Origin of the sequence: Bacillus sp. FSL W8-0848 (assembly GCF_038007805.1) — a bacterium.
Classification (GTDB): Bacteria; Bacillota; Bacilli; order Bacillales; family Bacillaceae; genus Bacillus; species Bacillus glycinifermentans.
Window position 1 is genome coordinate 3,204,945 of the sequence record NZ_JBBOYB010000001.1, and the last position, 22,927, is coordinate 3,227,871.

The following is a 22,927-nucleotide window of genomic DNA, read 5'->3' on the forward strand; positions in this document are numbered from 1 at the left end:
AAGTAAGTAAGAGATATTTTAATTTATATTGAGGGAAGAAACTTCCCTTAATAACTGTTTTGCGGCTCCTTCGTCAGTGATCAGAACCGTGTTGCGCGGCTTTTTAAAATAGGCCTCAATGGCCTCCGCCTTTGATGAGCCTCCCGCCACCGCGATGATGTTCGGGATCGAATCGAGATCCTCAAGCTGAATGCCCACGCTGTGCACCTTGTGAATGACTTCTCCGTGGCGGTCAAAATAATAGCCGAACGCCTCTGCAACAGCTTCGTTTTCTTCTATCTTCCGCAAATCTTCCTCCGGCGTATTCCTTCGTTCAGCCATTGTTTTAGCATCCCCGATACCGTGGATGACCATACTGGATGATCGAATCGTTTGCAGCACTTCCTTGATGGAAGGCTCTTCGATGATAGAAGAATAGGCTTCTTTGCTCAGCTGCCCCGGCACGAATAACAGTTTGTATGTACCGGAAGCTTTTTCAGCCATATGGGCGCAAATCGTGTTCGCCTGATTTCTGACGTTTTCGCCGAGTCCGCCTCTTGCCGGAACAAAAAGCAGTTTGCGATTTTTCGAGTCGGGCGTCATCATTTCAGCCACAGCTTCGAGGGTCGTGCCTCCGGTTACGGCGACGATATTTTCCCCTTGAAACCTGTTTTTCATGCATGCGACGGCCGCTCTCCCCATCTCTTTTTTGACCCATGGGGAATGGTCGCTGTCTCCGGATACGATGATAACCTGTTCAAGATTCAGCCTCTCTTTTAATGTATTTTCCAAAAGAGTCAACCCTAAAACGTCTTTCATCGTATCTTCGAGGATGTACAGCAGGTCAGAGCCTTCAGGTGTCAATGTCATGCCGCTCGTTTTGATCTCGAGAAGATTTTGTTCTTTTAAAAACTGAACCTCCGCCCTTAATACGCGTTCGCTTATGCCGAGGCTGGCGGCGAGGCTTCTTCTGCCGATCGGTTCAGTCAGCCTTATGTACTGCAAGATTTCGTACCTTTTTTGCATGACATCGAGAAGATCCGGCAATAATTTTTTTTGAGCCTGTATTAATTGATTCATGCCAAAACGTTCCTTTCATCTCGTCCTGGACAAAAAATGTCCCACTGTGACTGAAAACGTCCCGCCTCAGCCAAAAAAAATTACTCCTGCTTACATGTCTTATTGTAACAGGGTTAAAATGTTTATTCAACTGTTAAGAAACCAATTCCTTGACAATATTCGCACCGTTTCGACAAAACGTTTTTTTGTCATCATCAATTGTTTCCTATTATTCTCCAGCTTATACAGCAACTGATCAAAAGGTGCAGACGAAAAAAAGCCCTTTTCTCGAAAGGGCCTTAAAGCGCTTTTATTTTACCCAAAGCTTTTCTATCTCTTCCAGCGACTTATTCTTTGTTTCTCTTTCAATATTTTAATAGGCTGAATGTGCAAATATTTTATTAAAATACGATTATCTCCGGCGTTCAGATGTTTCCCGGCTTTCAACTTGAATAGACATAAAAAAGCAATGGATTGGCTTCCCATTCCATTGCTTTTTTTCGGCTTTTGTCAGCTTTTCCAGACGTCTGCGATGATTTCGAAGGACCGCAGCCTGTCTGCATGATCAAAGGTTTCTGAGTTCACGATGATTTCGTTTGCCTGTGTCGTTTGAATAAAGTCTTCAAGCTTTGCTTTCACTTCTTTCGGTCCGCCGATGATCGTTGAGCTGAGCTGTTCATTGACCATCGCTTTCTCACGCGGGGACCAGATCTGGTCCATATCGTCAACAGGCGGCTTAAGCTTTGTCGAATTCCCGCGGACGAGATCCAAAAATTTCTGATAGTGTGATGTCGCAAGATGCTGCGCTTTTTCATCAGAATCAGCCGCGATCACCGTCACTCCGACCATCGCATACGGTTCATCCAGCACGCCGGGTGTAAATGAACTCCGGTACAGCTCTAAAGCGGGAATCGTATTAGCCGGCGAAAAATGAGCCGCAAATGCAAACGGCAAACCGAGCTCACCCGCGAGACGGGCGCTGAATCCGCTCGAACCGAGAAGCCATATCGGCACATTCAGCCCTTCGCCGGGGATGGCGCGCACATGGTTCCGGACATTACCGGACGGCTGAAAATAATTGCGCAGCTCGGCAAGCTGCTCGGGAAAATCCTCGCCGTTGTTAATGTTTCTTCTCAATGCCCTTGCTGTTAATTGATCGGTGCCCGGCGCCCGGCCAAGCCCCAGATCGATTCTTCCCGGATAGAGGGATTCAAGCGTTCCGAATTGTTCCGCAATGACGAGCGAAGAGTGGTTCGGCAGCATAATGCCTCCCGATCCGACGCGGATCGTTTTTGTTCCTCCGGCGATATGGCCGATCAAAACAGCTGTGGCTGAACTCGCCACGCCCTCCATGCTGTGATGCTCGGCCAGCCAGAACCGGTGATAGCCCCATTTTTCGGCGTGACGGGCCAAATCCATGGAATTCTGAAAGGATTCTTCAACAGTCCCGCCTTGGACGACGGGAGACAAATTCAATACGGAGTATTTGGTGTTTTTGAAATGCTGTCCAGGCATGTTTTCTCCTTCTTCCTATTCGATATCGTACTTAGACGATACCACAACAGAAGATGATAATTAAAGAAATTAGTTCGATCAAATTCGAACCGTTATTCAAAAAAACCGCCTCCTTAATGCGGAGGCAGTCATTTTTACGCCAGTTTTCGTCCTTTGACGAGATAAGCGATGGTAATGAGCAAGTATATTCCTGCCGTCACCAACGTGATAGCAATCGAAGTTGTCCAAATGACGCCGATTAAAATTGCCAAAAGCGCCAGTATCGCCAGCCAGGTCGTATAAGGAAACCATTTGACATAGTAGCCGCCTGGGGCCGTCTGAGTCCGTTTTCTTGACTTCAAGTGGGCGAAGGCGATGACGAGCCAAATCATCAGCACCGTATAGCCTAAAGACCCCATCAAATACTCGAATGCCTGGCTGCCCGCAAAGATTGAAAACAATACGCCTAAATATAAGAAAGAAGTACATAGCAAAATCGCATATACCGGAACCTTTCTGCCGGACAGCTTTGAAAAGATTTTCGGCACCCGGCCGTCTGCAGCCTGTGTATATAATATCCGCGAAGAACCGTAGAGTCCGGAGTTCATCGAAGAGATGACCGCCAATAAAATGACGGCGTTCATGACATGGTCCGCCCCTGGAATTCCGATCAATTTAAACACCATGACAAACGGGCTTTCGGACACCTGATTCACTTGATTCCACGGTATCAGGCTGACGATGATGTAAAACGGAAGGATATAAAAAGCAATAATCCGCGTCAGCGTCCCGCGGACGGCTTTCGGCACAACCTGCTCAGGATTTTTTGTCTCCGCCAATGTCACGCCGATGATTTCGGTTCCTCCGTAAGAGTAAATGACAACAAGCATCGCCGTGACCAGCCCTCCGGCTCCGTTCGGAAAGAACCCGCCGTGATCGGTTAAATGAGAAAAACCTACAGCTGTATGACTGCCAAATGAGAAAAATAATAAAATAAATCCGGCAATAATAAAGACGACAATCACTGTGATTTTAATCAAGGCGAGCCAATATTCCGTCTCGGCAAAGCTTTTAACAGAAAGCAAATTGACGCTTGTAATGACGAGGGCGACAAACAGCGCCAGCACCCACACCGGCATGCCCGGAAGCCAATATTGCAAAAAAGTCGCCGCCACGACAGCCTCTGCCGCAATATTCAACACCCACATTTTCCAATAAATCCAGTCCAAAAAATACGCTGCATAAGGTCCTAAAACCGATTGAACGAGGTCCCTGAACGTTCTCGCTTCGCTGTTTTTGACCGCCATTTCGGCGAGACCCTGCATGATGAACAGCAGGATGATTCCGCCGATTAGATAAGCGATCAGAACCGACGGCCCCGCTAAATCTATCGCATTGCTGCTTCCTTTAAACAATCCGGCACCGATGGCTCCTCCCAAAGCCATCATCATAATGTGCCGCGATGTCATCGTTCTCTCCAGTTTCTGCGTCTTTTTCTCCATTCTTTGCCACTTCCTCTGCTGAAAATAAAAAAGCTCACCGTCTCTTTTCTTCATCATTGAAGATTAAGAGACGATGAGCTATTAAAGCCTACCGCGGTACCACTCTTTTTGATTCCACTAATAGAATCCGCTTGTAAACCCGGTAACGGGGGTTAATCGTAAAGCCTTCAGGAATTGATGTCTTTCCCTGTTAGCAAGTCCACTCCCGGGCGAGTTCAAAGATTCATTAGGCTGCGTCACACCGACCCGCAGCTCTCTTGGCTAATGATTGTCTTCTACTGCTCCCATTCATCGCGTTTCTTTTTGCCTGAAAATTTATTCATTTAATATACGACCTAAATTTCACTTTGTCAATAACAAATAGAGTGATAAAATTAAAAAAACAGAATATTTCTCTATTTCCAGGGAAAATCGCCTTTTCTTTTGCAGAATGCAAGAGGATTTGAGCATGAGTTTTCAGTTGATCGGCCGTTGCATGAACAGATCGACAGGAAAAAACCGGCTGAAACTCCCCGAAAAAAATGGTTGAATCGATATAATATTCAAACTTTACAAAATATTTTAACGATGATAGAGTGGGACCCGAATCAATTGATCAGCTAAAGGAGGAAGATGCATGAAAAAACTGTCGTTGATGGTGATCCTATCCGTATTGACGATCGTATTCAGTACGCCTGCCAGCTTTGCGAAAGACGTGCCGGAAGATAAGTATACCGTGCCGACAAAAGCCGAATTTAGCCAGATTCAACAAGTCTTGGAGAATGCTGATATTAAGACCGGCAGCCTGAAAAAGGATAACGGAGTAATCGTGAATGAACCTCACGAAAAAGTCGGCATCATTTCGGACATCCCCGACAAAAAAGACGACTGGAGCCATGTCAGGTTCCATTCATACTACGCTGATCTGAACAGCGACACGCTCATTGCAGACATCCGGTTTACATTGAAACAAAACGATGACGGTACATCAACAACTGAATACAAAAATGTCACGAACGGCGGCAAGTACGTCGTCAAACATGACAAAAAAGGCAATGTCGTCTATGAGAAAACGACCGGTGATATGTCGATTTTGTGGAGATACTGAATTCTTGCCTGCCCCCCTTTTATAACGCCCTTTTTATCAGGGCGTTTTTTTGTTTTGAATGCCTTCGGACTCCCTTGTTCTATAACGTACAAACCACTAGTTAAAAATTTGTTCTATGACACATATAAACAATATATTTACTTTTATGTATTTTTTAGAATCAATCTACAAAAAACCTCAAATAACGCAATCGGCTTTAATACAGTAGAAGGGTAATATCACCTGATAAAGGCCGTTGTTCCAGGAAGAAAACCGGCGAGCTCAATCTACAACGGATCCCGCATGCAGAACGACAAAGGATGTAGTTATCCCTTCATTTAGAATTCAAAATGTCATCTATGTCTTGACTATCGTATTGGCTGAAATCAATCATTGGTTCGAAATTCTTTTTTTTGTTCTTCACGTTTTTAAGGTATTTTTCAAAAAAGGGTTTATCCAACCTCGGCGGTATATAGCCTAATCGGGTCTTCATAATGTTTTCAACTACGTACATTTTTTTAGAGACGAATATATAATCTTCATTGAGTACCACATAAGCTTCTTTAAAAGAAGAAGCACTTCCTGCCTGTTGAATTTCCTTCTTTAATTTACGTATCTCACCTGTGATGTCGTTTCTTACCTTTCTTGCTTTCTTCAATAAGAATAGAAGATCGACGGTAGGAAGTGTCATCAACTCAGGGGTGCTTTTTTCTAGGTCTTTTTTTGATGCACCTTCTTTGTAAATTACGCTAATTCTTACTCCGGCCTCTTTAACAAGGTCTGAAGGAATGTTCATGGTACAGAATTCGCAATAATATCGTGAAAGGTCTATTTTCTCGGCTTTGCTGCCGCAGTATGGACATGTTTTCATTGTTTAAACTCCTTATTTTAAATGATCATTTCCCCAGCAGCTAAGTACGAGGGGAGGTTGTATATCCACTGAAATCAGACGGATCTTTTCTTCTTCCATCTACAACAACAAAGGTGTTTCGTGAATTGCACCGATGTTTTTATTCTATCATCAAGCCCTTAGGTGCAGCAGATGTAGATACTTTATGCTTGAATAATGATGACAGAAAAACTGTGTGCCAAAGAATTGCTACGGTTTTCTAATTGGTAAACATTATGATAATATCTTTTTTTAATCAGATATACATCTATAGTTTTTATAAAGCTTGCAGCACCGGTTGTTCCGTCTAAAAAATTCAATGACAAGGTTGTGCCCCGGGATTTGTTTTGACTTTGTAAAGATGATTTGGTTGGTTGATTGTATATTCCAAGGTGTTATATCCATTTTCAATGGCCATAATGTCCTTCTTCGGAAGGGCATTCGCTCGCAAATGAAAGACGAGAGTCTTATGATCTCTTTTGGCTTTTTTTCGGGTGCGAAATTGATTGTATAAGCCTAGGAAAACAACTTCTCATCATTTTGCGCTTGAGTCTTTTCATAATCTATATCGTCCATAGATGTCTCGATATAACATGGGGCAGCTTCTAATGATTTTGTTAGCAGCTGTTTAGCATTATCGATTCTTACATATACAGGATTAATCGTACCTTTGCCATCGTAAATATTGAGCGCCCGATCAAACGTGTCAAAAAGTGAGCTGTGAAGAAGTTGCAGTTTTCGGTATATAATAAGGTTCTTGTTCTTTTTCATGGCGTTCCCCTTTTCTTTTTACAACATGGGGAAATGCGACAAATAAGATAGCTATTCCTGTTGCAAAAATGCGGTAATGTTGTCTCCTACAACAATATTCTCACTTTGGCTTTCAAGTTCATGTAATTTGATCATACATCTGTATGATCAAAATCTGTGTGTGCACCAATGCTTCTATCAATTATGCTATAATTAAATTTACTTTATTGTTTGGAGCAGTGATTCTTTGGTCGGGGTCACCTGCTCTTTTTTATTATTTTTGGTTCAAGAACGCAAAGCACGCTTTATAAATTTTTCTACATTTAGTTTTAGATATTGAAGTTTTTTGCCTTCAAAATCAAGCATGATCAAGACGGACTGATGCCGATCGAGACGCCGCATTTGGAGCTGCCGGCTTCACAGACTTATATGATATGGAAAAGAAACAGTGAGCATATTAAACAATTCCACGCCATGTTATGCGAATTTTTGAGGCAGGAACAGATGTAGTGATCAAAAATCAATCTGCCGGTTGACGCATTCCTTTCCAGCGTTCGTTATACTCGTTGCAGAAAGGATTTGATCAACATGACAATGACAATGGGTCCATACATTTTAGTGGTTTTTGCCCTTATGATTTTAAATATGTACCGTGAACGGACAGTGCGGCCCTGGAAGCTGCTATTCTTTCCCATTCTGCTTTTTTGGGGGGTGTCTTCTTCCGTTCAGCCGGGATATTTCAATTCTACACTGCACATCATAATAAGCGGCATTTTACTGGTCATCGGCTTGGGAATCGGATGTGCCATCGGAAAAATGGTGACCGTTCGAATTGATGAGGAAAGCGGAAATATTACATCACGCGGTTCTCTCGGTAGTGTCATCCTCATCATAGCCGTACTGCTGCTTCGGATGGCTTTAAGAACATGGCTGCCAGAGGATAACGAATGGTTTTCAGCGATTGTCCATTCCATGCTGTTCGTCCCGCTCGGCACCATTGCCGCCCGCAATTTCATGCTGTTCAAGGAATACAGCAGGCTCACAAAGGTCAAAGCACAGATTCACTAACTGAAAGAAGGATCTGCATGGTCAGACAATTTTCAGCTCGGCATTATCGACCGCTTTTGCCGAGCTCCATTCTTATTGCAAATCTCATACAATCTCTTTCTTCTCCTGCCAATGCCGATCCGCTCTTTACTGCGGCGGTATTCGCGCTCTTTGTGGCGGCAGTCTGGATCATTCCCCGCCTAACGCCGGTTGCTGCCCTTTTAAGTATATTTGCAGTCCTTTGGCTTTCGGCAGGCTTGTTATGGATCGTGTCCGGGCATGAACAAGGGTCTGCGTTATTTTTAATGGCCTTTTTAACCGTCTATGTCTCTTCAAAGCTTCCGGGAAGGCTATCAGCGATATTCGTTGCGTTTTTGGTCATATTCAACAGCTTGCTGGTCTTTAGCGTTTATCATAGCGGTTTGGGTGTGCTCGTCGATAACGCAGCGGTGATCACCGGGCTGTATATTCTCTTTACCTCTTTCCGCATCAGAAAAGAAGCCCGGTAAGAGACGGAGCGAAATCACGCCAAGCTGGCGCACATGCACAAGGAATTAGAGAAAGCACACGCAGAGCTTCAACAGGCACACCTTGAACTCAAGGAAGCATCAGTCCTTTCCTTGCGGTATGCCGTCCTTGAAGAACGGACGAGGATCGCCCGCGACATACACGACAGCATCGGCCATGAACTGACGTCTGTCATCGTCCAGCTCCAATCGCTTCCGTATGTATTGAAAGGAAGCGCCGAAGATCCGGAAAAAGTCATCCAAAACGTGCTCACCGTCGCAAGGGGATGCCTTCAGGAAGTCCGATCGGTCGTACATCAAATGGGCAAAAGCGAAGCCATGGTGGGACTCGCCGCGATCCGGAGCCTTATTCACCAAACCGGGGAACGCAGCGATTTGGCCATTTCTTTGGATACGTCCGGCCTGCAAGAAGAATCATGGCCGCAAAACATCAGCGAGACGGTATACCGCGTTTTGCAGGAATCGCTGACAAATATTCTGCGCCATGCAGGCGCTTCCCGTGCGGACATCGTCCTGTCAAACGATGAAGGCCGTCTGAATATGACTGTTTCAGACGACGGCAAATTCAGCGGAGATCTCACATTCGGGTTCGGATTGACAGGCATGAAAGAGCGCGCCGAGCAAGCAGGCGGCTCCTTCTCTATCAAGGCACTCCAGCCGAGCGGCATGCAAGTCGAATTACAGTTGCCGCTTTCGCAACAAATCAATAAGGAGGAAGCAGATGAACGATCATAAAATCCGCGTCGCGCTCGCCGACGACCAGCCGCTTGTACGCGAAGGCTTCCGCTATGTCATCAATGCACAACACGATATGACCGTATCATGCGAAGCAGGCGACGGAGACGAAATCACATCACTCGCAAAACAAACAAAACCCGATGTCATCCTCATGGATGTCCAAATGCCGTCTTGCTCGGGCATTGAAGCGACGAAACAGATCATGTCTGCATATCCGGATACGAAAATCGTCATTTTAACGACCTTTGACACTGAAGAATATGTATTTGAAGGCATCCGCGCGGGTGCAGTCGGCTATCTGCTGAAAGATACCCTTCCCGAAGAACTGATTGACGCCATTCGCGCCGCAGCCAGAGGAGAAGCCATCTTCCGGACCGCCACAGCCGCCAGAATCATCAGCGAAACGTTCCGGACAAAACAACAATATCAACCGCAGGACGGAGACCTGCTTGAGCCGTTTACAAAAAGAGAGCTGGAGGTGCTCCAGCAAATGGCCTATGGCTTAAGAAACGAAGACATCGCAGACAAGCTTTTCGTCAGCGAAAGCACCGTCAAGACGCACGTCCACCGCATCCTGCAAAAATGCAGCGCCCAGGACAGGACGCAGGCCGTCGTTTTTGCGATACGGAACGGGATCGTTGAATAGTTTGTTGAACGGAAAAGCTCCGCTGTGTTGATTGTAAAGCAAAGCGGCCGGACAACCTTTCACACCCGATTGTTGTGCAAAAGGTTATCCTGCCGCGGGGTCTTTTTTATATTTCATATTCGCAGCAACAGTTACAGCAGTTCTATCCCAACCTGTTTAGAGAACTTTACCCTTACTTTCTCTTCATTCTCAACGAATATCACCATTGAATGTTTGTCAGCTTTTTTTATTCTGGTAACATTTATAAAATCACCTGCAAAAACGATGCAATCGTTATATGTTATGCTAAGGCCGCACGTTTTTTGATAGACTTCCAGGGTTAAAATCAATTTAAAATTTTGATTATCTTCATATGTATAATTAAATTCACCAGCATCTTGATGTGTGATAATTACCGGTTCATTCTCAAAAAGTTCTAAAAGGTCATATTCATTATACTTGATAAACATTCAAGCACTTCCTCTTCTATGTGCGGGCGTATTTTTCCAGTACCGTGCCTTTCCGGAGGCTGCCTAATATCCGCTGTTTTCTTGTTCACGGTCCAAAAAAATGTCTTCCAGAGACGGTTCGTCGACATGGACCCTGTAAATGTTTACTTTGCAATTGGTTAAGACGCGGATAATGGCGGGGATTTTTTCTTCTGAATTGACGACGAGCGAAAGCTCAGTGTCACGGAAGTTGACTTCCTCGCCTGCTGACTCGAGGAAACTGCTGATCAAGCCGAAATGCTGTTCGGGAATTTGCGAATGCCTGATATAAACCGTAATAGAAGACATGAAATGCTTTCTTAATTCATCGAGCGTCCCTTCGCATAAAATACCGCCATCCTTCATGATCGCAATTCTGGTACAAATCTTTTCGATTTCATATAGATTGTGGGACGTCATAAATACCGTTTTTCCTTCTTTTTGCAGATCGATGATCAGCTTTTGTATATTCAAGGCTGATTCTGCATCGACTCCGGAAGTCGGCTCATCCAAGAAGATCAACTCCGGGTCGTGGATAATGGCTTGGGCGATCCCAAGCTTTTTTTTCATGCCGAAGGAAAAAGTCCCCGCCTTTTTGTCGGCGTGTTCAAGCAGACCGACCCTTGCCAAAACGGACTCGCACTGCTGTCTTGACACGTTTTGTCCGGTCAGCTTGGCGAAGTATTTTAAATGACAGGCCGCCGTCATTGAATCGTAAAAGGTCGAATAGTCCGGCAAAACGCCGATGCGGTGCTTTATATGATCAATAGAAGATTCGTTTAATAGTTGAAAACTGCCGGCTGACGGTTCAATAATTCCGGTGATCATGTTGATGAACGTCGATTTCCCGGCGCCATTGCGGCCGAGGAATCCGTAAATCTCCCCTTTTTCCACCTGAAGATCAACATTGTTTACGACCGTCCTCGATCCGAATGTCTTCGTCAATCCCTTTGCCTCGATCACAACACCCATTATAAATCTCTCCTTTTAAATAAAGCGATGGCCCCGCCAAGCACCGCAATCGCGTAAACGATGTTGATCAGGGTAAAATAATGTCCTAGATTTGAATAATAATAGGGCGACAAATATTTAAACCAGCTGATCATCATATTGTCCGAGAAGATGGCCCATATGCTGAGTGCGGGAAAGAACAGGGCAAACACGATGCCGAAAAACATTGACATAGCAGGCTTTGGAAAGATAACCGAGAATAAGAGATTTAACGCGATTGCCGCTGTCAGAAATGCCATGCTGTCAGCAGCGCTCTGCCATAAAAACGTTTTAGATACGACCATGACCAATATGTATGATGCCAGAATACACGTGAACCAAAACAGCCAGACTCCTAAAAATTTGCCTATGATAATTTTTGGACGCGACGTTTTCGTCACTAGAAATCTTATCGTCCGCGTATAGACCTCGCGGTTGACGATGTCATGGGACAGTCCGGTGATGATCAGGAAACCGAGCAGGAATACGATCATAGCAGTTCCGGCTGCATTGGCGTCGCTTCCCAAATCCAATTCGCCGACCATATCGGCCGGCAAGTTTTCGATGACATCGGCCACCTTAAAGCTCACGAAAAAAATGGTAGCGATCACTATAATCGATTTAATACTTTTAAAAAGACTTTTAAATTCATTCAGACAGATTGCCCTCATCACAAGTCACTCCTTCATCCCTTTATTATAGAGACTGGAGATTATCCGGAAATAATTTTATCCTTAACATTACCTTAAATCGAAAAGTGCGCAGCTTTCTTGACTTTCCCCTCTGCTGGAGGGTTTATACTCGCTTTTAGAAAGGAGGAGATTATAGTTTTGTTTAAAATCAGCGAATTTTCCAAACTGAGCCAGGTTTCCGTAAAAGCCCTGCGGTATTATGATCAGATCGGTCTGTTAAAGCCGGCCTGTACAGATCAGGAAACAGGCTACCGCTATTATGCGGCAAACCAGCTCTTTCTATTGAATCGCATTCTCGCTTTCAAGGAGCTCGGTTTCACGCTTCAGCAGATTGCAGAGCTTATAGAAGAAAATGTGCCGACAGAACAGATCAGGGGGATGTTCCGGCTGAAGAAGGCAGAGATTTTGACGCTCATTGAAGAAGAACAGGCGCGCCTGAAACGAATTGAAGAACGGCTTGAGCAGGTAGAAAATGAAGGATATGGAGACGCCGAGCATGAGATCGTGCTGAAAACAGCGGAAAGCAGGCAGCTCATATCCGTACGGAGGCGGACTTCGATCAATCGAATCCCCGCTCTTTTTCAAGAGCTGGATGGGCGGTTCGATAAGCGGTTCACGGCTTCGCTTCCCAAGATCATTCTTTGGCATGGCTGTGAAGAGTGTGAAGATGCAATTGATTTAGAAGCAGGCTATCTCATCAGCCGGCCGCTGCCGTCTCTTCCGAATGGCAGCGTGCGCCGGCTGCCGGAGATCCCGGTAATGGCGACGCTTCTGCACCGCTGCAATCCGGCAAGCCCCTGCAAAGCAAGCGCGCATCTCGGGGTTTGGATTGAACAAAACGGGTATCGCATAAAGGAAAATGAGCCGCGCCGCGAAGTATTTCTACACCCTGAACATGAACATTCAAACGATTATATCGCAGAGGTTCAAATCCCGATTGAAAAGGCCGGCATCAGAAAGGAGTTTGGAGCATGACTGATCAAATCATAACTGAATTGAATGTTCCGGTGGCAATGAAAGACGGAACAGTGCTTCGCGCGAATATTTACCGGCCGGCAGGCGAAGGCTCGTGGCCTGTTCTTTTGACCCGCCTCCCCTACGGGAAGGACGTTCCCCATGTGCTGTTAGGTTTTCACGACGTGATTCGGGCGGTTCACAAAGGATATGCCGTAATTCTTCAAGATACGAGAGGACGCTTTTCATCAGACGGGAAATGGGATCCGCTTGTGACGAGCACCCATGAAGCCGGGGATACAGAGGAAACGGTCGATTGGGCGGCAAAGCTCCCCTACAGCAGCGGGCGGGTCGGAATGTTCGGTTCGTCTTATTACGCATTTACGCAATGGGGCGGAATAGAGCGTAAAGCAAAAGCGCTGAAAGCGGCGGCTCCGGCATTTTCCTGGAGCGATCCTTTTGACGGCCTGATATTCCGGGGCGGTGCATTGGAGTTAGGTTTTTTATCTTATTGGCAAATGGGCATGTATCTTGATACATTGCCGGCGCTCTATTCAGACGAACGCGAACTCGCGGCTGCGAGAAAACGATTGATCTCAGACATCGATCAGCTCAAAACAGAGATCGAAGCGCTCCCGCTGAAGGATTTTGCGCCGTTTCAGCGAAACGGCGTCGCTCCTTCTATTCTTGAACTGATCAAGAGGGGGATGGATCGGGAATATACGGCCCATTTATCTGTAAAAGGGAAATATCATACATTCACGACGCCTGTGCTGAATATCGCCGGCTGGTACGATATATTCCTGTCGGGAACGATTGAGAACTTTCTGCAAATGCGAGAAAACGGCGCCACTCCCGAAGCCCGGCAAAGCCGGCTGATCATCGGCCCGTGGCAGCATTTGGATCATAGCCATCAGTCGGGCGAAAAGAATTTCGGATTATCCGCCCATTCCGCTTCCATTGATTTGGACGGCATCCATTTGCGGTGGTTTGATCATTTCGTAAAAGGAATCGATACCGGGATAACGAATGAAGCGCCGATCAAATTGTTCGTGATGGGAGAAAACGTGTGGCGCGATGAATACGAATGGCCGCTCGCCCGCACCAGGTTTACGCCGTATTATTTGCACAGCGGCGGTCAGGCGAATACATTGCATGGCGACGGAACTCTCAGCACGGTGCCCCCTGATGCGGAAGCACCCGATCATTTTGTCTACGATCCGCTGCATCCCGTTCCGACAAAAGGCGGAGCCATCATGATGCCGCCTGATTTTACAAGCGGCGCCCATGATCAAAGGGAAGTTGAAAAGCGGGAAGATGTATTGGTGTATACTTCCCCCGTTCTCGAAGAAGACACGGAAGTGACGGGGCCTGTAACGGTCAGGCTGTGGGCGGTTTCTAGTGCGGCTGACACCGATTTTGTCGCCCGCTTGATTGACGTACACCCCGACGGCTCGGCATACAATTTGACCGACGGCATCATCCGGGCCCGTTTCCGAAACAGCTCAAAAGGCGAAAAACCAAGCCTGATCGAGCCGGGAAAAGCGTATCTTTATGAAATCGACCTCTGGGCAACGAGCAACGTATTCAAAAAAGGGCACCGCATCCGCTTGGATATCACAAGCAGCAGTTTTCCCCGCTGGGACCGGAATCTCAACAACGGGCTTGATATCGGAAGCGGACGCAAGGAAGATGCCAGTGCAGCAAGGCAGACCATCCTTCATGACAGAGATCATCCTTCTGCAATCATTCTCCCTGTCATACCGGGAAAGTGACTCTCTAAAAAAAACTTCAGCGCATGATAGCGCTGAAGTTTTTTTAGCGGTCTGTCACCACAATATAAGCCGCTTTTACAGGTCCGTGGACGCCTACAACGAGATCCATTTCGATATCGGCGGAATTGCTCGGTCCTGTCACATAGTTGATGCAGGAGGGGATGACGCTGCCTTCTGCAATCCTCTGTTTAATGATCCGGCTTGCCTGCGTCATTCTCGGGACGATCGTGCTTTTCGGCACGATGGCGATGTATGTCGTCGGCAAAAGGCTCACGGAGCGCCCTTTATCTTTTGAGCTGAAAAGGACGACGGTGCCTGATTCCGCAAGGGTGATTTCGCTGAATGTGATGCCGACGTTCGCCTGTTCGGCGCGCTTAATATTTTCGTCTCCAGCGGCCGCATCCCATTCCCACACTTGTGTGCCTTCTTGCGGCCATGTATCGGCAAGCAGCCCGGACAGTCCGAATTCTTTAAAGCGATCGTCTTTCGGAACGATCACAGGCCCTCCGCCGAATCGCGATACTTGATTATAGAGCGAATCGTACAAGCTGACGGCGTCCGTTTCAACCAGTTCGGTATGAATCTTCAGGCAGTGCTCCTTTAATACGCCTAAGAGCTCATCGGGCGTATATCCTTGATACACTTTGTGCTGCGGCTGATATTCGTAATCGGGTGTTGTGACGCCTGATGATCTCCTTTCGCGGCCGAGTCTTTCGGCAACCCTGTTTAAGAAGCTTTCCTTGTTTTGGATCGTTCCGTTTGTCATCTGTCCTCCCCCTTCTGTCTGTCCTGGAACCAGTCGCGGAATCTGGACCGGTTCGGTGCAGGAAAGTCGCGGATTTGCGTCCATTGCTTCAATGGCCCCGGTCCCTTCGTAATCTTTTCGCCTTCTTTAAACGGCTTCATGGCAGCCGGAGCCCATTTTGATCCCATTTTATAGAGCGACGGCGCAGACGTTCCGAGACCGAAGGCTTTCATCGCCAGCTTTTCGGCAATCGGGGCGCGTCCTTCCTGTTCTACGATGCGCTGGCGGTGTTTTAAGAGCAGCTCGTGAAGAGGAATTTTCACCGGACAGGCTTCCGTACAGGCCGCACACAACGACGATGCGTAAGGAAGCTCTTTGTAGTCGTCATACCCGCCGAGCAGCGGAGACAATACCGCGCCTATCGGTCCTGGATAAATCGAGCCGTAGGAATGTCCGCCGACATGGCGGTAGACCGGACAGACGTTGATGCAGGCCGCACAGCGGATACATTGAAGAACCGATTGAAATTCGGTTCCGAGAATCTTCGAGCGGCCGTTATCGACGATCACGAGATGAAACTCTTCCGGGCCGTCCGCTTCACCGGGCAGCTTCGGTCCTGTCAGCGCGGTGATATAGCTTGTCAGCCGCTGACCGACGGCGCTTCTCGTCAGCATTCCGACAAGCACCTCGAATTCGTCGAAAGACGGGACGATCCTTTCCATCCCCATGACGGTAATCTGCGTTTTCGGAATCGTCGTGACGAGGCGTCCGTTCCCTTCATTTGTGACGAGGCTGACGGAGCCCGTATCGGCAATTGCGAAGTTGCAGCCCGTAATTCCGATGTCCGCCTCCAAAAATTTCTTCCTGAGCACGGTTCTCGCGTGCATGACGAGCTCCTCGGGCTTTTCCGTTTTGCGGTAGTCGAGCCGCTCTTTGAAAACGTCGCGGATTTGCTCTTTGTTTTTATGAAGCGCGGGCGCCACGATATGCGACGGCGGATCGTGGTCATCGATCTGAAGGATGTATTCACCCAAATCGGTTTCGACCACCTCGCATCCTTCTCTTTTAAGCGCTTCGTTCATATTGATTTCTTCCGTGACCATCGATTTTGATTTAACGATTTTTTTGCCTTTTTTCTTTTTGACGACGTCGCGTATGTAGCCTGTCGCTTCTTCTGCCGTCTCCGCAAAGAAAACGTGTCCGCCTTTTTCGGCGACATTTTCGGCGAGCTGCTCAAGATAATAGTCGAGATTCGCCAGTACGTGCTGTCTGATTTCTTCTGCGAGAGACCGCCATTCTTCCCAGTTGCCGAGCTCTTCTGCCGCCTCAAGCCGACGTGCCCTCAACCGTTCCTGGGCGCTTGAAACGGCGCCTCTCATGAAGTGATTTTCAAGCCCCTCTGATACGCGGTCTTTGAAATGTTGTGTTCCGATCTTCATTGCCATGACCATCGTCCCCCTCTATCTGTGAAATGACCGGATGTGTTATCTGCTGTTTAAGACCTCAGCGATGTGCATCACTTGAATCGGTTTTTCCTTCCTTGCGATCCGCCCGCCGATATTCATCAGACAGCCGCAGTCCGCCCCGATGAGCACATCTGCGGCCGTTTCTTCGACACACGCCACTTTCTCATCGACCATCTGCTCCGAAATTTGCGACATTTTCACCGAAAATGTTCCCCCGAATCCGCAGCAGTCATGCTTTCGGGGCAGCGGTGTGAACTCGAGCCCCTTCACATGCTGCAATAGCTTCATCGGCGCGTCTGTTACTCCGAGAAGCCTGGTCATGTGGCATGACGTATGATAGGTCGCCTTTTTCTCAAGCCTTGCCCCCACGTCCTCCACTTTCAGTACATTGACGATAAAGTCGGTCAGCTCATACATTTTGTCGGCAAGCCGCTGCGCTTTTTCCGCCCAGGCAGGCTCATCCTGAAAAAGGTGCGGATATTCCTTGAACATAAAAGCGCATGAACCGGAAGGACTGACGACGTATTCTGCCCCTTCAAACGTTTCAATCATCCGTCTCATCGCCTTTTTGGAGTCTTTGACATACCCGCTGTTGTATGCAGGCTGGCCGCAGCAGATCTGGCCTTCGGGAAAATCGACTTCACATCCCAGCCGTTCCAGCAGCTCAACGGTTGCTTTTCCGACATTCGTCTGGAACATGTCGACCAAACACGTGATAAACAGTGAAACTTTCATCTTGATCCCCTCTCCCCTGACCTGAATTAGTCAGGTCATCTGATGACTTGGATGTAAAAACCTCTTTTTTCATCTTACACCTTGTGAACTTTTTTTGAAAGGGGTTTCTTTCGAGTTTTGGGACCGGCTCGATAAAAAAAGCAGACGATCGTCTGCTTTTCAATGAGGCTGCTCTGTTTCTTCAAAGTACGATGCCAGCACTTTTTCGACGTTTGTCAGGTGCTCAAGCATCGCCTGTTCCGCTTTTTGTCCGTCCTGCTCTTTCACGGCCCTGTAGATCGCTTCATGTTCTTCGTACAGCCGCTTTACGGTCGTCTTTTTGGAAAACAGCCAGATTTTCCGCGTTTCTCTCATCGTTTCGATCAGGAGGGATGAGACATGGTTCATCAGGCCTTTTAACAAGCCGTTTTGCGATGCGCCGGCCAGCGCCAAATGAAACGCAAGATCGGCTTTTTCGCCGAGTTCATCGTTCCCGTCGGCCAGATTCATATCGACAAGCGCCGCATGCATGCGTTCCAGGTCTTCTTCCGTCCGCTTTTCCGCCGCAGCCGAGACGGCGCCGATTTCTAGAACTTTTCTCACTTCGAGCAGCTCAGCGACATCTTTCTTTTTCATCAGCAGGGCGGCGGAAAGCGGGATTGAGATTTGTTCAGGCTCGAACGTTTTCACATAGGTGCCTTCCCCTTGCTTCATTTCGACCATCCCCATTGCTTTTAAAGCGGAGAGGGCTTCTCTGACGGCTGAGCGGCTGACTTGAAAGCTGTCGGCGAGCGATTGGACGGAATCGAGTTTATCCCCAGGCTGAAGCTCGCCTTTTTTGATCGTATCAAGCAGCGCTTCAGCTACTTCCTCGTATATTTTTTTCGTCTTGATTTGCTTATATTTCAATTTTTTCACCTCATCGACAGACTGCACGTGATGCTTCATTTTTTTATTATACCGCTCTTTCCAGTTTGAATATATAGCCGGAGCGTCATGCAAAAAAAGATTGTAATTTTGAACATTCAGAAATATAATGCTTAATGTGATTGGTCCTGTCATCATGTCATCAGATGTCTGATTTTGGACAGGCCGTTTTAACAACAAAGGGGGAATGAGGAGATGGGATGGACTCAAAGTTACACTCCGCTGGGGAACAATTTGCTGCTCTCTTCAATTGCAGCGCTTATACCGATCTTATATTTTTTCTGGGCTTTGGCCATCAAAAGAATGAAAGGGCATACAGCCGGGTTGACGACCTTATTGATTGCGCTTGTTTTGGCCGTTTTCGTCTACGGCATGCCCGCCGAAAAAGCCGTTATGTCCGCATCGCAGGGCGCGGTGTACGGACTTTTGCCAATCGGCTGGATTATCGTCACATCGGTCTTTTTATACAAGCTGACGGTAAAAACGGGGCAATTTGACGTGATTCGGAGCTCCGTGTTGTCGATCACCGATGACCGGCGCCTGCAGGCACTTTTGATAGCGTTTTCATTTGGCGCGTTTTTAGAGGGAGCAGCCGGGTTTGGGGCCCCGGTTGCGATATCGGCCGCACTGCTTGTCGGGCTCGGATTCAATCCTTTATACGCGGCAGGCATCTGTTTAATCGCCAACACGGCGCCTGTCGCCTTCGGGGCGATCGGGATACCGATTATCGCAGTCGAAGGGCCGACCGGAATACCGGCGATGGATATTTCAAAAATGGTCGGCCGTCAGCTCCCGTTTTTATCCGTTTTTATTCCGTTTTATTTGATCGTGATCATAAGCGGCTTCAGGAGGTCTTTGGAAGTGCTGCCGGCCATTTTGGTGTCGGGCGTTTCTTTTGCCGCCACGCAATATGTAAGCTCGAATTTCCTGGGGCCTGAGCTTCCGGATATCCTGTCGGCCATCGTTTCGCTTGTTGCGCTCGCCGTATTTTTAAAGTTCTGGAAGCCGAAGACGACTTTCAGATTTCCGGGAGAAAAAGAGGCGGCCGCCGCCGCGGAAGCGAGAGAGGAAAAACAAGAGCGCACGTATTCGGCAGGCCGCATTTTAAAAGCATGGACACCGTTTTTATTGCTGACTGCAATGGTCTCTATATGGGGCATTCCCGCTGTGAAAGAAGCGCTGACAGGTCATTATCAAGGGGCAAATCCGTTCCTGCTTTTCATCAATGAAATCGGCAGCCGTCTGTCATTTGCTCCTGGTGTGCCTTTTTTGAACAACGAGATCCTCGATGGGTCAGGCAAGCCGCTTGAAGCCCTTTATAAACTCGATCTGCTCGGCTCAGCAGGAACTGCGATTTTGCTTGCCGCTGTGCTGACCAAGTTTGTCACGGCTGTTTCATGGAAAGAGTGGGGCGCCGTTTTTATCGACACGCTGAAGGAACTGAGAAAGCCCGTGTTGACGATCGCTTCCGTCGTCGGCTTTGCCTATGTCACCAACTCTTCGGGAATGAGCACAACGCTCGGTATGTCGCTTGCCATGACGGGTGCGATGTTTTCATTTTTCTCTCCTGTGCTCGGCTGGCTCGGCGTCTTTATTACAGGCTCCGATACCTCGGCAAACCTGTTGTTCGGCAGCCTGCAAAAAGTGACGGCGTCATCGGTCGGAATGGAGCCGGTGCTTGCGGTTGCCGCCAATTCATCGGGCGGCGTTACGGGGAAAATGATATCCCCGCAATCGATCGCAGTAGCCTGCGCCGCCGTCGGTCTGGCCGGAAAAGAATCCGATCTGCTCCGCTTTACGGTGAAATACAGTTTATTTCTCTTGCTGCTCGTATGCATCATCACGTTTTTGCAGCATCATGCGTTCTCATGGATGATTCCGTAAAAAAAAGGCCGGCGGTTCGCACGTCGGCCTTTATTCGTACCGTTTCCTGACGGATGACGGCAAAATGTTGAGCTGGTCTCGATATTTGGCGACGGTTCGCCTCGAAATGACGATCCCGTGAGCTTCCTTTAATAAATCGGCCAGCTTTTGGTCTGAAAGCGGTTTCATTTTGTTTTCCTCTTCGATCAGGCGGCACAGATGCGCTTTCACTGTATGGCTTGACGTATGGCCGTCGCCTGAATCCTTTACTTTTGCCGAAAAAAACCGCTTCAGCTCGCAAAGTTCATAAGGCGTTTGCACCGTTTTCCCCTTTACCGCCCGGCTCACTGTCGATTCGTGGATGCCGAGGGCATCTGCCACCTCTTTTAAGGTCAGGGGCTGAATATCATGCTGTCCGTTAAGAAAATACCCCTTTTGGCGAACCATGATTTCCTTCATGACCCTTGTCATCGTTTCCCTTCGCTGCCTGAGCGCCTGGTCAAGCCATTTCCACTGCCTGTATTTCTCAGATAAAAACGAGGCAGTTTCATCCTTTGCCCGCCTTTCGAGAAACGCTTCGTAAAACGAATTGAGCTGGATATCCGGAAACGAGCGGCGGCTGAGCTCTAGCGTCAATTTTCCGTCCTCGGCGGAGACGACGACATCAGGCTCGATATAGACGTCCCGTTCATCAGCATCATACGCCAGCCCCGGCCTTGGCGACAAGTTGGCGACAATATCTTGAATATTCTGAAGTTCAGCCAGAGACAGGCCTGTTTTAACAGAAAGCTCCTTCCACGCTTTTTTTGCGAAAAGCTCAAAATAGCTTGAAATGACGGTTTCCGCCTGATAGGTATCTTTCGGCAGCCGTCTTAGCTGGATGAGAATGCATTCCTGAAGAGAACGCGCACCGACGCCTGCAGGCTCCAGAGACTGCAGTTTGGCCAGAACCGCTTCTGCCTCCCCGGCTGGTACGGACAGCTCGGACGCGATAAATGACAGCTTTTCCGTCACATAGCCGTTTGAATCAAGCGATTCAACCAAGTAGGCGAAAATCCGTTTTTCCCGGTTTGACAAATGCAGGTCAAGCGCCTGCCGTTTCAGGGCGCTTTTTAGCGTCTCGCGGTGATACGCCGCCTCTGGAACAATCGTCTGCTCCCGCTGCAAATGCTGCTTTGTTTTATGGTAAAATGATCGGGGAACGTCGGAGTCCTTCCGTTCGATAAGAGGGTTTTCCATTGAGAGCTCATCTATCTTGCTGTTGAGTTCGGCCGAGGTGTACTGAAGCATGGTAATTGCTTGTGTAAGCCCCTGGGTCAAGTGAAGTTTTACCGTTTGCTGCTGCTGCACATGCAGTTTCATCATTTCTCCCCTCCCATTATTAGTTTACACGATCGAATCTTTACCGTATAGACATAAAAAGGAGTGTTTTCTGTAATGACAGAACTATTTTCAGTGCCTTATTTCATAGAAAATTTTAAAGCCCATATTGAAATGAATCCAGACGAGGATAAGATTCATGCCATGAACAGCTATTACCGTTCCGTCGTTTCGACGCTTGTGCAGGACCAGCTGACAAAGAACGCAGTTGTCCTAAAACGGATTCAGCATTTGGATGAGGCTTACAACAAAGTAAAGCGCGGAGAATAAGGGAAAGAAAAAAGCCGTCTGTTACACGGGAACAGGCGGCTCTTCTGTTTTTTCCTGGATGAGCTTCGTATTGGGGATATCTTTCATCCATGTGTTGTAGTAGTTTGCATTTTTCCCGTAGGAGTTGTCGATCACGATGTTTTCCTTTTGAAGCAGGCAAGATAAAATGTGCCCGTGAAGCCGTGAGGTGACGACTGATTCGTAGCAGCTGAAAAATCGGATCGATTTGTTGACGAGCATGTCTGAATAACGCTCCCAATAATGAGCGATCGGCAGCGGGTTCCCCGCTTTTTTATTAAGGGCGTTCAACGTTTGCAGCCGCCTGATGCCGCGTTTGTCGCGGTCTGACAAAATCACAGGCCAGTCGTATGTATCAGGCTCCTGCGCTTTTTGCAGGCTTCCGTTTGCTTCTTTATCCGTTCTGATTAAGCGCAGCACGGATTCCGACGGCTTCTCCGTCGGCTCAATCGGCCAGAGCTGATGGGCCATGTCAGGCATCATCCTGATGTTGTTGAGCCCTTCAAAGTGTTCGTTTGCAAATTGAAATGACGCTTTTTCCCTCGTATATAAATGAAGATCCGGGTGTGCCGTCAATATATCTCTTGTCCGCCTGATGTTTTCTTCATTTTCATAGTAAATCGACTGCGGGAGGATCACGATCCGATTGTTCGGGTAATGCTCGATGACGCGCTCCCTGAACTGTTGAAAATGAGGGTACAAATCTCCGAAATTGCCGCCTCCCTGGCAAACGATAATCGCTTCTTCGGGAATTTTCCGTCCCGGATTAAAGTTTTCCGCGTTCCACCTTTCGCGGACGCGAATGCCGTATGCTTTAAAAAAGGCCTCCGTTCCTTTCATAATCAATAAATCGCCTACATTCCCGTAGAGGGGATAATCCAAGTAAACGACTGACGAATGCTTTGGAATGACATCCAGCAATTCCGCCAGCTTTTCCTTCAAGCTGTCCATGGAATAGATTGTGGTCAT

21 protein-coding genes, 1 pseudogene and 1 other annotated feature are annotated in these 22,927 nt (G+C 47.7%); of the genes and pseudogenes, 8 read left to right on the forward strand and 14 right to left on the reverse strand.

What is annotated here, in order from left to right; translation table 11 throughout:
* Positions 1-18: 18 nt before the first annotated feature.
* The 3 genes from NSQ39_RS16915 to NSQ39_RS16925 all read right to left on the reverse strand — a co-directional run bounded on the left by NSQ39_RS16915 (position 19) and on the right by NSQ39_RS16925 (position 4,034).
* Positions 19-1,059 carry a sugar-binding transcriptional regulator gene (locus NSQ39_RS16915; RefSeq protein WP_046131101.1) on the reverse strand — a complete coding sequence of 347 codons (1,041 nt, stop codon included), beginning with the start codon at positions 1,057-1,059 and terminating at the stop codon, positions 19-21.
* A 489-nt stretch (positions 1,060-1,548) separates the two neighbouring features.
* Entirely contained in the window at positions 1,549-2,553 is a 1,005-nt protein-coding gene (locus NSQ39_RS16920; protein ID WP_046131100.1) for an LLM class flavin-dependent oxidoreductase, read from the reverse strand.
* Positions 2,554-2,687: 134 nt separating this feature from the next.
* Positions 2,688-4,034: an amino acid permease gene (locus NSQ39_RS16925; RefSeq protein ID WP_175075527.1), complete on the reverse strand. Its 1,347-nt coding sequence runs from the start codon at positions 4,032-4,034 to the stop codon at positions 2,688-2,690.
* 63 nt (positions 4,035-4,097) lie between these two features.
* Positions 4,098-4,335: a binding site (T-box leader), on the reverse strand.
* A 315-nt stretch (positions 4,336-4,650) separates the two neighbouring features.
* Here NSQ39_RS16925 and NSQ39_RS16930 point away from each other — a divergent pair.
* Positions 4,651-5,121: a hypothetical protein gene (locus NSQ39_RS16930; protein WP_046131098.1), complete on the forward strand. Its 471-nt coding sequence runs from the start codon at positions 4,651-4,653 to the stop codon at positions 5,119-5,121.
* Between the two features lie 313 nt (positions 5,122-5,434).
* Here NSQ39_RS16930 and NSQ39_RS16935 read toward each other — a convergent pair whose 3' ends face one another.
* Complete coding sequence (locus NSQ39_RS16935) at positions 5,435-5,971, reverse strand: hypothetical protein (RefSeq protein ID WP_046131097.1); 537 nt, start codon at positions 5,969-5,971, stop codon at positions 5,435-5,437.
* 534 nt (positions 5,972-6,505) lie between these two features.
* Positions 6,506-6,760, reverse strand: a complete 255-nt coding sequence (locus tag NSQ39_RS16940) for a hypothetical protein (RefSeq protein ID WP_175075529.1) — start codon at positions 6,758-6,760, stop codon at positions 6,506-6,508.
* 573 nt (positions 6,761-7,333) lie between these two features.
* Between NSQ39_RS16940 and NSQ39_RS16950 the strand changes: the two genes are divergently transcribed.
* The 3 genes and pseudogenes from NSQ39_RS16950 to NSQ39_RS16960 all read left to right on the forward strand — a co-directional run bounded on the left by NSQ39_RS16950 (position 7,334) and on the right by NSQ39_RS16960 (position 9,697).
* Positions 7,334-7,807: a DUF1453 family protein gene (locus NSQ39_RS16950; RefSeq protein ID WP_046131109.1), complete on the forward strand. Its 474-nt coding sequence runs from the start codon at positions 7,334-7,336 to the stop codon at positions 7,805-7,807.
* A 17-nt stretch (positions 7,808-7,824) separates the two neighbouring features.
* Positions 7,825-9,048, forward strand: a pseudogene (locus tag NSQ39_RS16955) (sensor histidine kinase).
* Complete coding sequence (locus tag NSQ39_RS16960; protein WP_046131094.1) at positions 9,035-9,697, forward strand: response regulator transcription factor; 663 nt, start codon at positions 9,035-9,037, stop codon at positions 9,695-9,697. The pseudogene NSQ39_RS16955 and the gene NSQ39_RS16960 overlap by 14 nt, the downstream one beginning before the upstream one ends.
* Before the next feature lie 131 nt (positions 9,698-9,828).
* Here NSQ39_RS16960 and NSQ39_RS16965 read toward each other — a convergent pair whose 3' ends face one another.
* The 3 genes from NSQ39_RS16965 to NSQ39_RS16975 all read right to left on the reverse strand — a co-directional run bounded on the left by NSQ39_RS16965 (position 9,829) and on the right by NSQ39_RS16975 (position 11,825).
* Positions 9,829-10,146 (reverse strand): hypothetical protein, encoded by a 318-nt coding sequence (locus NSQ39_RS16965; RefSeq protein ID WP_046131032.1) that lies wholly within the window; start codon positions 10,144-10,146, stop codon positions 9,829-9,831.
* A 63-nt stretch (positions 10,147-10,209) separates the two neighbouring features.
* The gene (locus NSQ39_RS16970) at positions 10,210-11,136 is read right to left on the reverse strand and encodes an ABC transporter ATP-binding protein (RefSeq protein WP_175075530.1); all 927 of its coding nucleotides are present in this window, start codon (positions 11,134-11,136) and stop codon (positions 10,210-10,212) included.
* On the reverse strand, positions 11,136-11,825 hold the full coding sequence (locus tag NSQ39_RS16975; RefSeq protein WP_175075532.1) for an ABC transporter permease: 690 nt from the start codon (positions 11,823-11,825) through the stop codon (positions 11,136-11,138). The genes NSQ39_RS16970 and NSQ39_RS16975 overlap by 1 nt, the downstream gene beginning before the upstream one ends.
* Positions 11,826-11,984: 159 nt before the next feature.
* Between NSQ39_RS16975 and NSQ39_RS16980 the strand changes: the two genes are divergently transcribed.
* Positions 11,985-12,821 (forward strand): MerR family transcriptional regulator, encoded by an 837-nt coding sequence (locus NSQ39_RS16980; RefSeq protein ID WP_175075533.1) that lies wholly within the window; start codon positions 11,985-11,987, stop codon positions 12,819-12,821.
* Positions 12,818-14,575: a CocE/NonD family hydrolase gene (locus NSQ39_RS16985; RefSeq protein WP_175075535.1), complete on the forward strand. Its 1,758-nt coding sequence runs from the start codon at positions 12,818-12,820 to the stop codon at positions 14,573-14,575. The genes NSQ39_RS16980 and NSQ39_RS16985 overlap by 4 nt, the downstream gene beginning before the upstream one ends.
* Positions 14,576-14,618: 43 nt before the next feature.
* Here NSQ39_RS16985 and NSQ39_RS16990 read toward each other — a convergent pair whose 3' ends face one another.
* The 4 genes from NSQ39_RS16990 to NSQ39_RS17005 form a co-directional block, all read right to left on the reverse strand.
* Entirely contained in the window at positions 14,619-15,341 is a 723-nt protein-coding gene (locus NSQ39_RS16990; RefSeq protein WP_175075536.1) for a LutC/YkgG family protein, read from the reverse strand.
* Positions 15,338-16,765: a LutB/LldF family L-lactate oxidation iron-sulfur protein gene (locus NSQ39_RS16995; protein WP_175075538.1), complete on the reverse strand. Its 1,428-nt coding sequence runs from the start codon at positions 16,763-16,765 to the stop codon at positions 15,338-15,340. Before NSQ39_RS16995 ends, NSQ39_RS16990 begins: the two co-directional genes overlap by 4 nt.
* A gap of 39 nt (positions 16,766-16,804) precedes the next feature.
* Positions 16,805-17,521, reverse strand: a complete 717-nt coding sequence (locus tag NSQ39_RS17000; RefSeq protein WP_341016111.1) for a (Fe-S)-binding protein — start codon at positions 17,519-17,521, stop codon at positions 16,805-16,807.
* A 159-nt stretch (positions 17,522-17,680) separates the two neighbouring features.
* A complete protein-coding gene (locus tag NSQ39_RS17005) occupies positions 17,681-18,409 on the reverse strand; it encodes a FadR/GntR family transcriptional regulator (protein WP_046131064.1) in 729 nt (242 codons plus the stop codon).
* Positions 18,410-18,622: 213 nt separating this feature from the next.
* Here NSQ39_RS17005 and lutP point away from each other — a divergent pair, with 213 nt between their 5' ends.
* The gene (gene lutP / locus NSQ39_RS17010) at positions 18,623-20,311 is read left to right on the forward strand and encodes an L-lactate permease LutP (protein WP_175075539.1); all 1,689 of its coding nucleotides are present in this window, start codon (positions 18,623-18,625) and stop codon (positions 20,309-20,311) included.
* 30 nt (positions 20,312-20,341) lie between these two features.
* Here lutP and rpoN read toward each other — a convergent pair whose 3' ends face one another.
* On the reverse strand, positions 20,342-21,652 hold the full coding sequence (gene rpoN / locus NSQ39_RS17015) for an RNA polymerase factor sigma-54 (RefSeq protein ID WP_236809574.1): 1,311 nt from the start codon (positions 21,650-21,652) through the stop codon (positions 20,342-20,344).
* Positions 21,653-21,727: 75 nt separating this feature from the next.
* Between rpoN and yvfG the strand changes: the two genes are divergently transcribed.
* Complete coding sequence (yvfG, locus tag NSQ39_RS17020; RefSeq protein ID WP_175075543.1) at positions 21,728-21,940, forward strand: protein YvfG; 213 nt, start codon at positions 21,728-21,730, stop codon at positions 21,938-21,940.
* A 21-nt stretch (positions 21,941-21,961) separates the two neighbouring features.
* On the opposite strand, the gene NSQ39_RS17025 is transcribed toward yvfG, so the two are convergent.
* A complete protein-coding gene (locus tag NSQ39_RS17025) occupies positions 21,962-22,927 on the reverse strand; it encodes a polysaccharide pyruvyl transferase family protein (protein ID WP_175075544.1) in 966 nt (321 codons plus the stop codon).

Bases quoted from the DNA above. Each gene is read 5' to 3' on its own strand.
- NSQ39_RS16995 (WP_175075538.1), bottom strand. From the start codon at position 16,765: ATGGCAATGAAGATCGGAACACAACATTTCAAAGACCGCGTATCAGAG.
- NSQ39_RS16925 (WP_175075527.1), bottom strand. From the start codon at position 4,034: ATGGAGAAAAAGACGCAGAAACTGGAGAGAACGATGACATCGCGGCAC.
- NSQ39_RS17025 (WP_175075544.1), bottom strand. From the start codon at position 22,927: ATGACCACAATCTATTCCATGGACAGCTTGAAGGAAAAGCTGGCGGAA.
- NSQ39_RS16920 (WP_046131100.1), bottom strand. From the start codon at position 2,553: ATGCCTGGACAGCATTTCAAAAACACCAAATACTCCGTATTGAATTTG.
- lutP (WP_175075539.1), top strand. From the start codon at position 18,623: ATGGGATGGACTCAAAGTTACACTCCGCTGGGGAACAATTTGCTGCTC.
- NSQ39_RS16965 (WP_046131032.1), bottom strand. From the start codon at position 10,146: ATGTTTATCAAGTATAATGAATATGACCTTTTAGAACTTTTTGAGAAT.
- yvfG (WP_175075543.1), top strand. From the start codon at position 21,728: ATGACAGAACTATTTTCAGTGCCTTATTTCATAGAAAATTTTAAAGCC.
- NSQ39_RS16975 (WP_175075532.1), bottom strand. From the start codon at position 11,825: ATGAGGGCAATCTGTCTGAATGAATTTAAAAGTCTTTTTAAAAGTATT.
- NSQ39_RS16970 (WP_175075530.1), bottom strand. From the start codon at position 11,136: ATGGGTGTTGTGATCGAGGCAAAGGGATTGACGAAGACATTCGGATCG.
- rpoN (WP_236809574.1), bottom strand. From the start codon at position 21,652: ATGAAACTGCATGTGCAGCAGCAGCAAACGGTAAAACTTCACTTGACC.
- NSQ39_RS16935 (WP_046131097.1), bottom strand. From the start codon at position 5,971: ATGAAAACATGTCCATACTGCGGCAGCAAAGCCGAGAAAATAGACCTT.
- NSQ39_RS16985 (WP_175075535.1), top strand. From the start codon at position 12,818: ATGACTGATCAAATCATAACTGAATTGAATGTTCCGGTGGCAATGAAA.
- NSQ39_RS17000 (WP_341016111.1), bottom strand. From the start codon at position 17,521: ATGAAAGTTTCACTGTTTATCACGTGTTTGGTCGACATGTTCCAGACG.
- NSQ39_RS16960 (WP_046131094.1), top strand. From the start codon at position 9,035: ATGAACGATCATAAAATCCGCGTCGCGCTCGCCGACGACCAGCCGCTT.
- NSQ39_RS16915 (WP_046131101.1), bottom strand. From the start codon at position 1,059: ATGAATCAATTAATACAGGCTCAAAAAAAATTATTGCCGGATCTTCTC.
- NSQ39_RS16940 (WP_175075529.1), bottom strand. From the start codon at position 6,760: ATGAAAAAGAACAAGAACCTTATTATATACCGAAAACTGCAACTTCTT.
- NSQ39_RS16930 (WP_046131098.1), top strand. From the start codon at position 4,651: ATGAAAAAACTGTCGTTGATGGTGATCCTATCCGTATTGACGATCGTA.
- NSQ39_RS16950 (WP_046131109.1), top strand. From the start codon at position 7,334: ATGACAATGGGTCCATACATTTTAGTGGTTTTTGCCCTTATGATTTTA.
- NSQ39_RS16990 (WP_175075536.1), bottom strand. From the start codon at position 15,341: ATGACAAACGGAACGATCCAAAACAAGGAAAGCTTCTTAAACAGGGTT.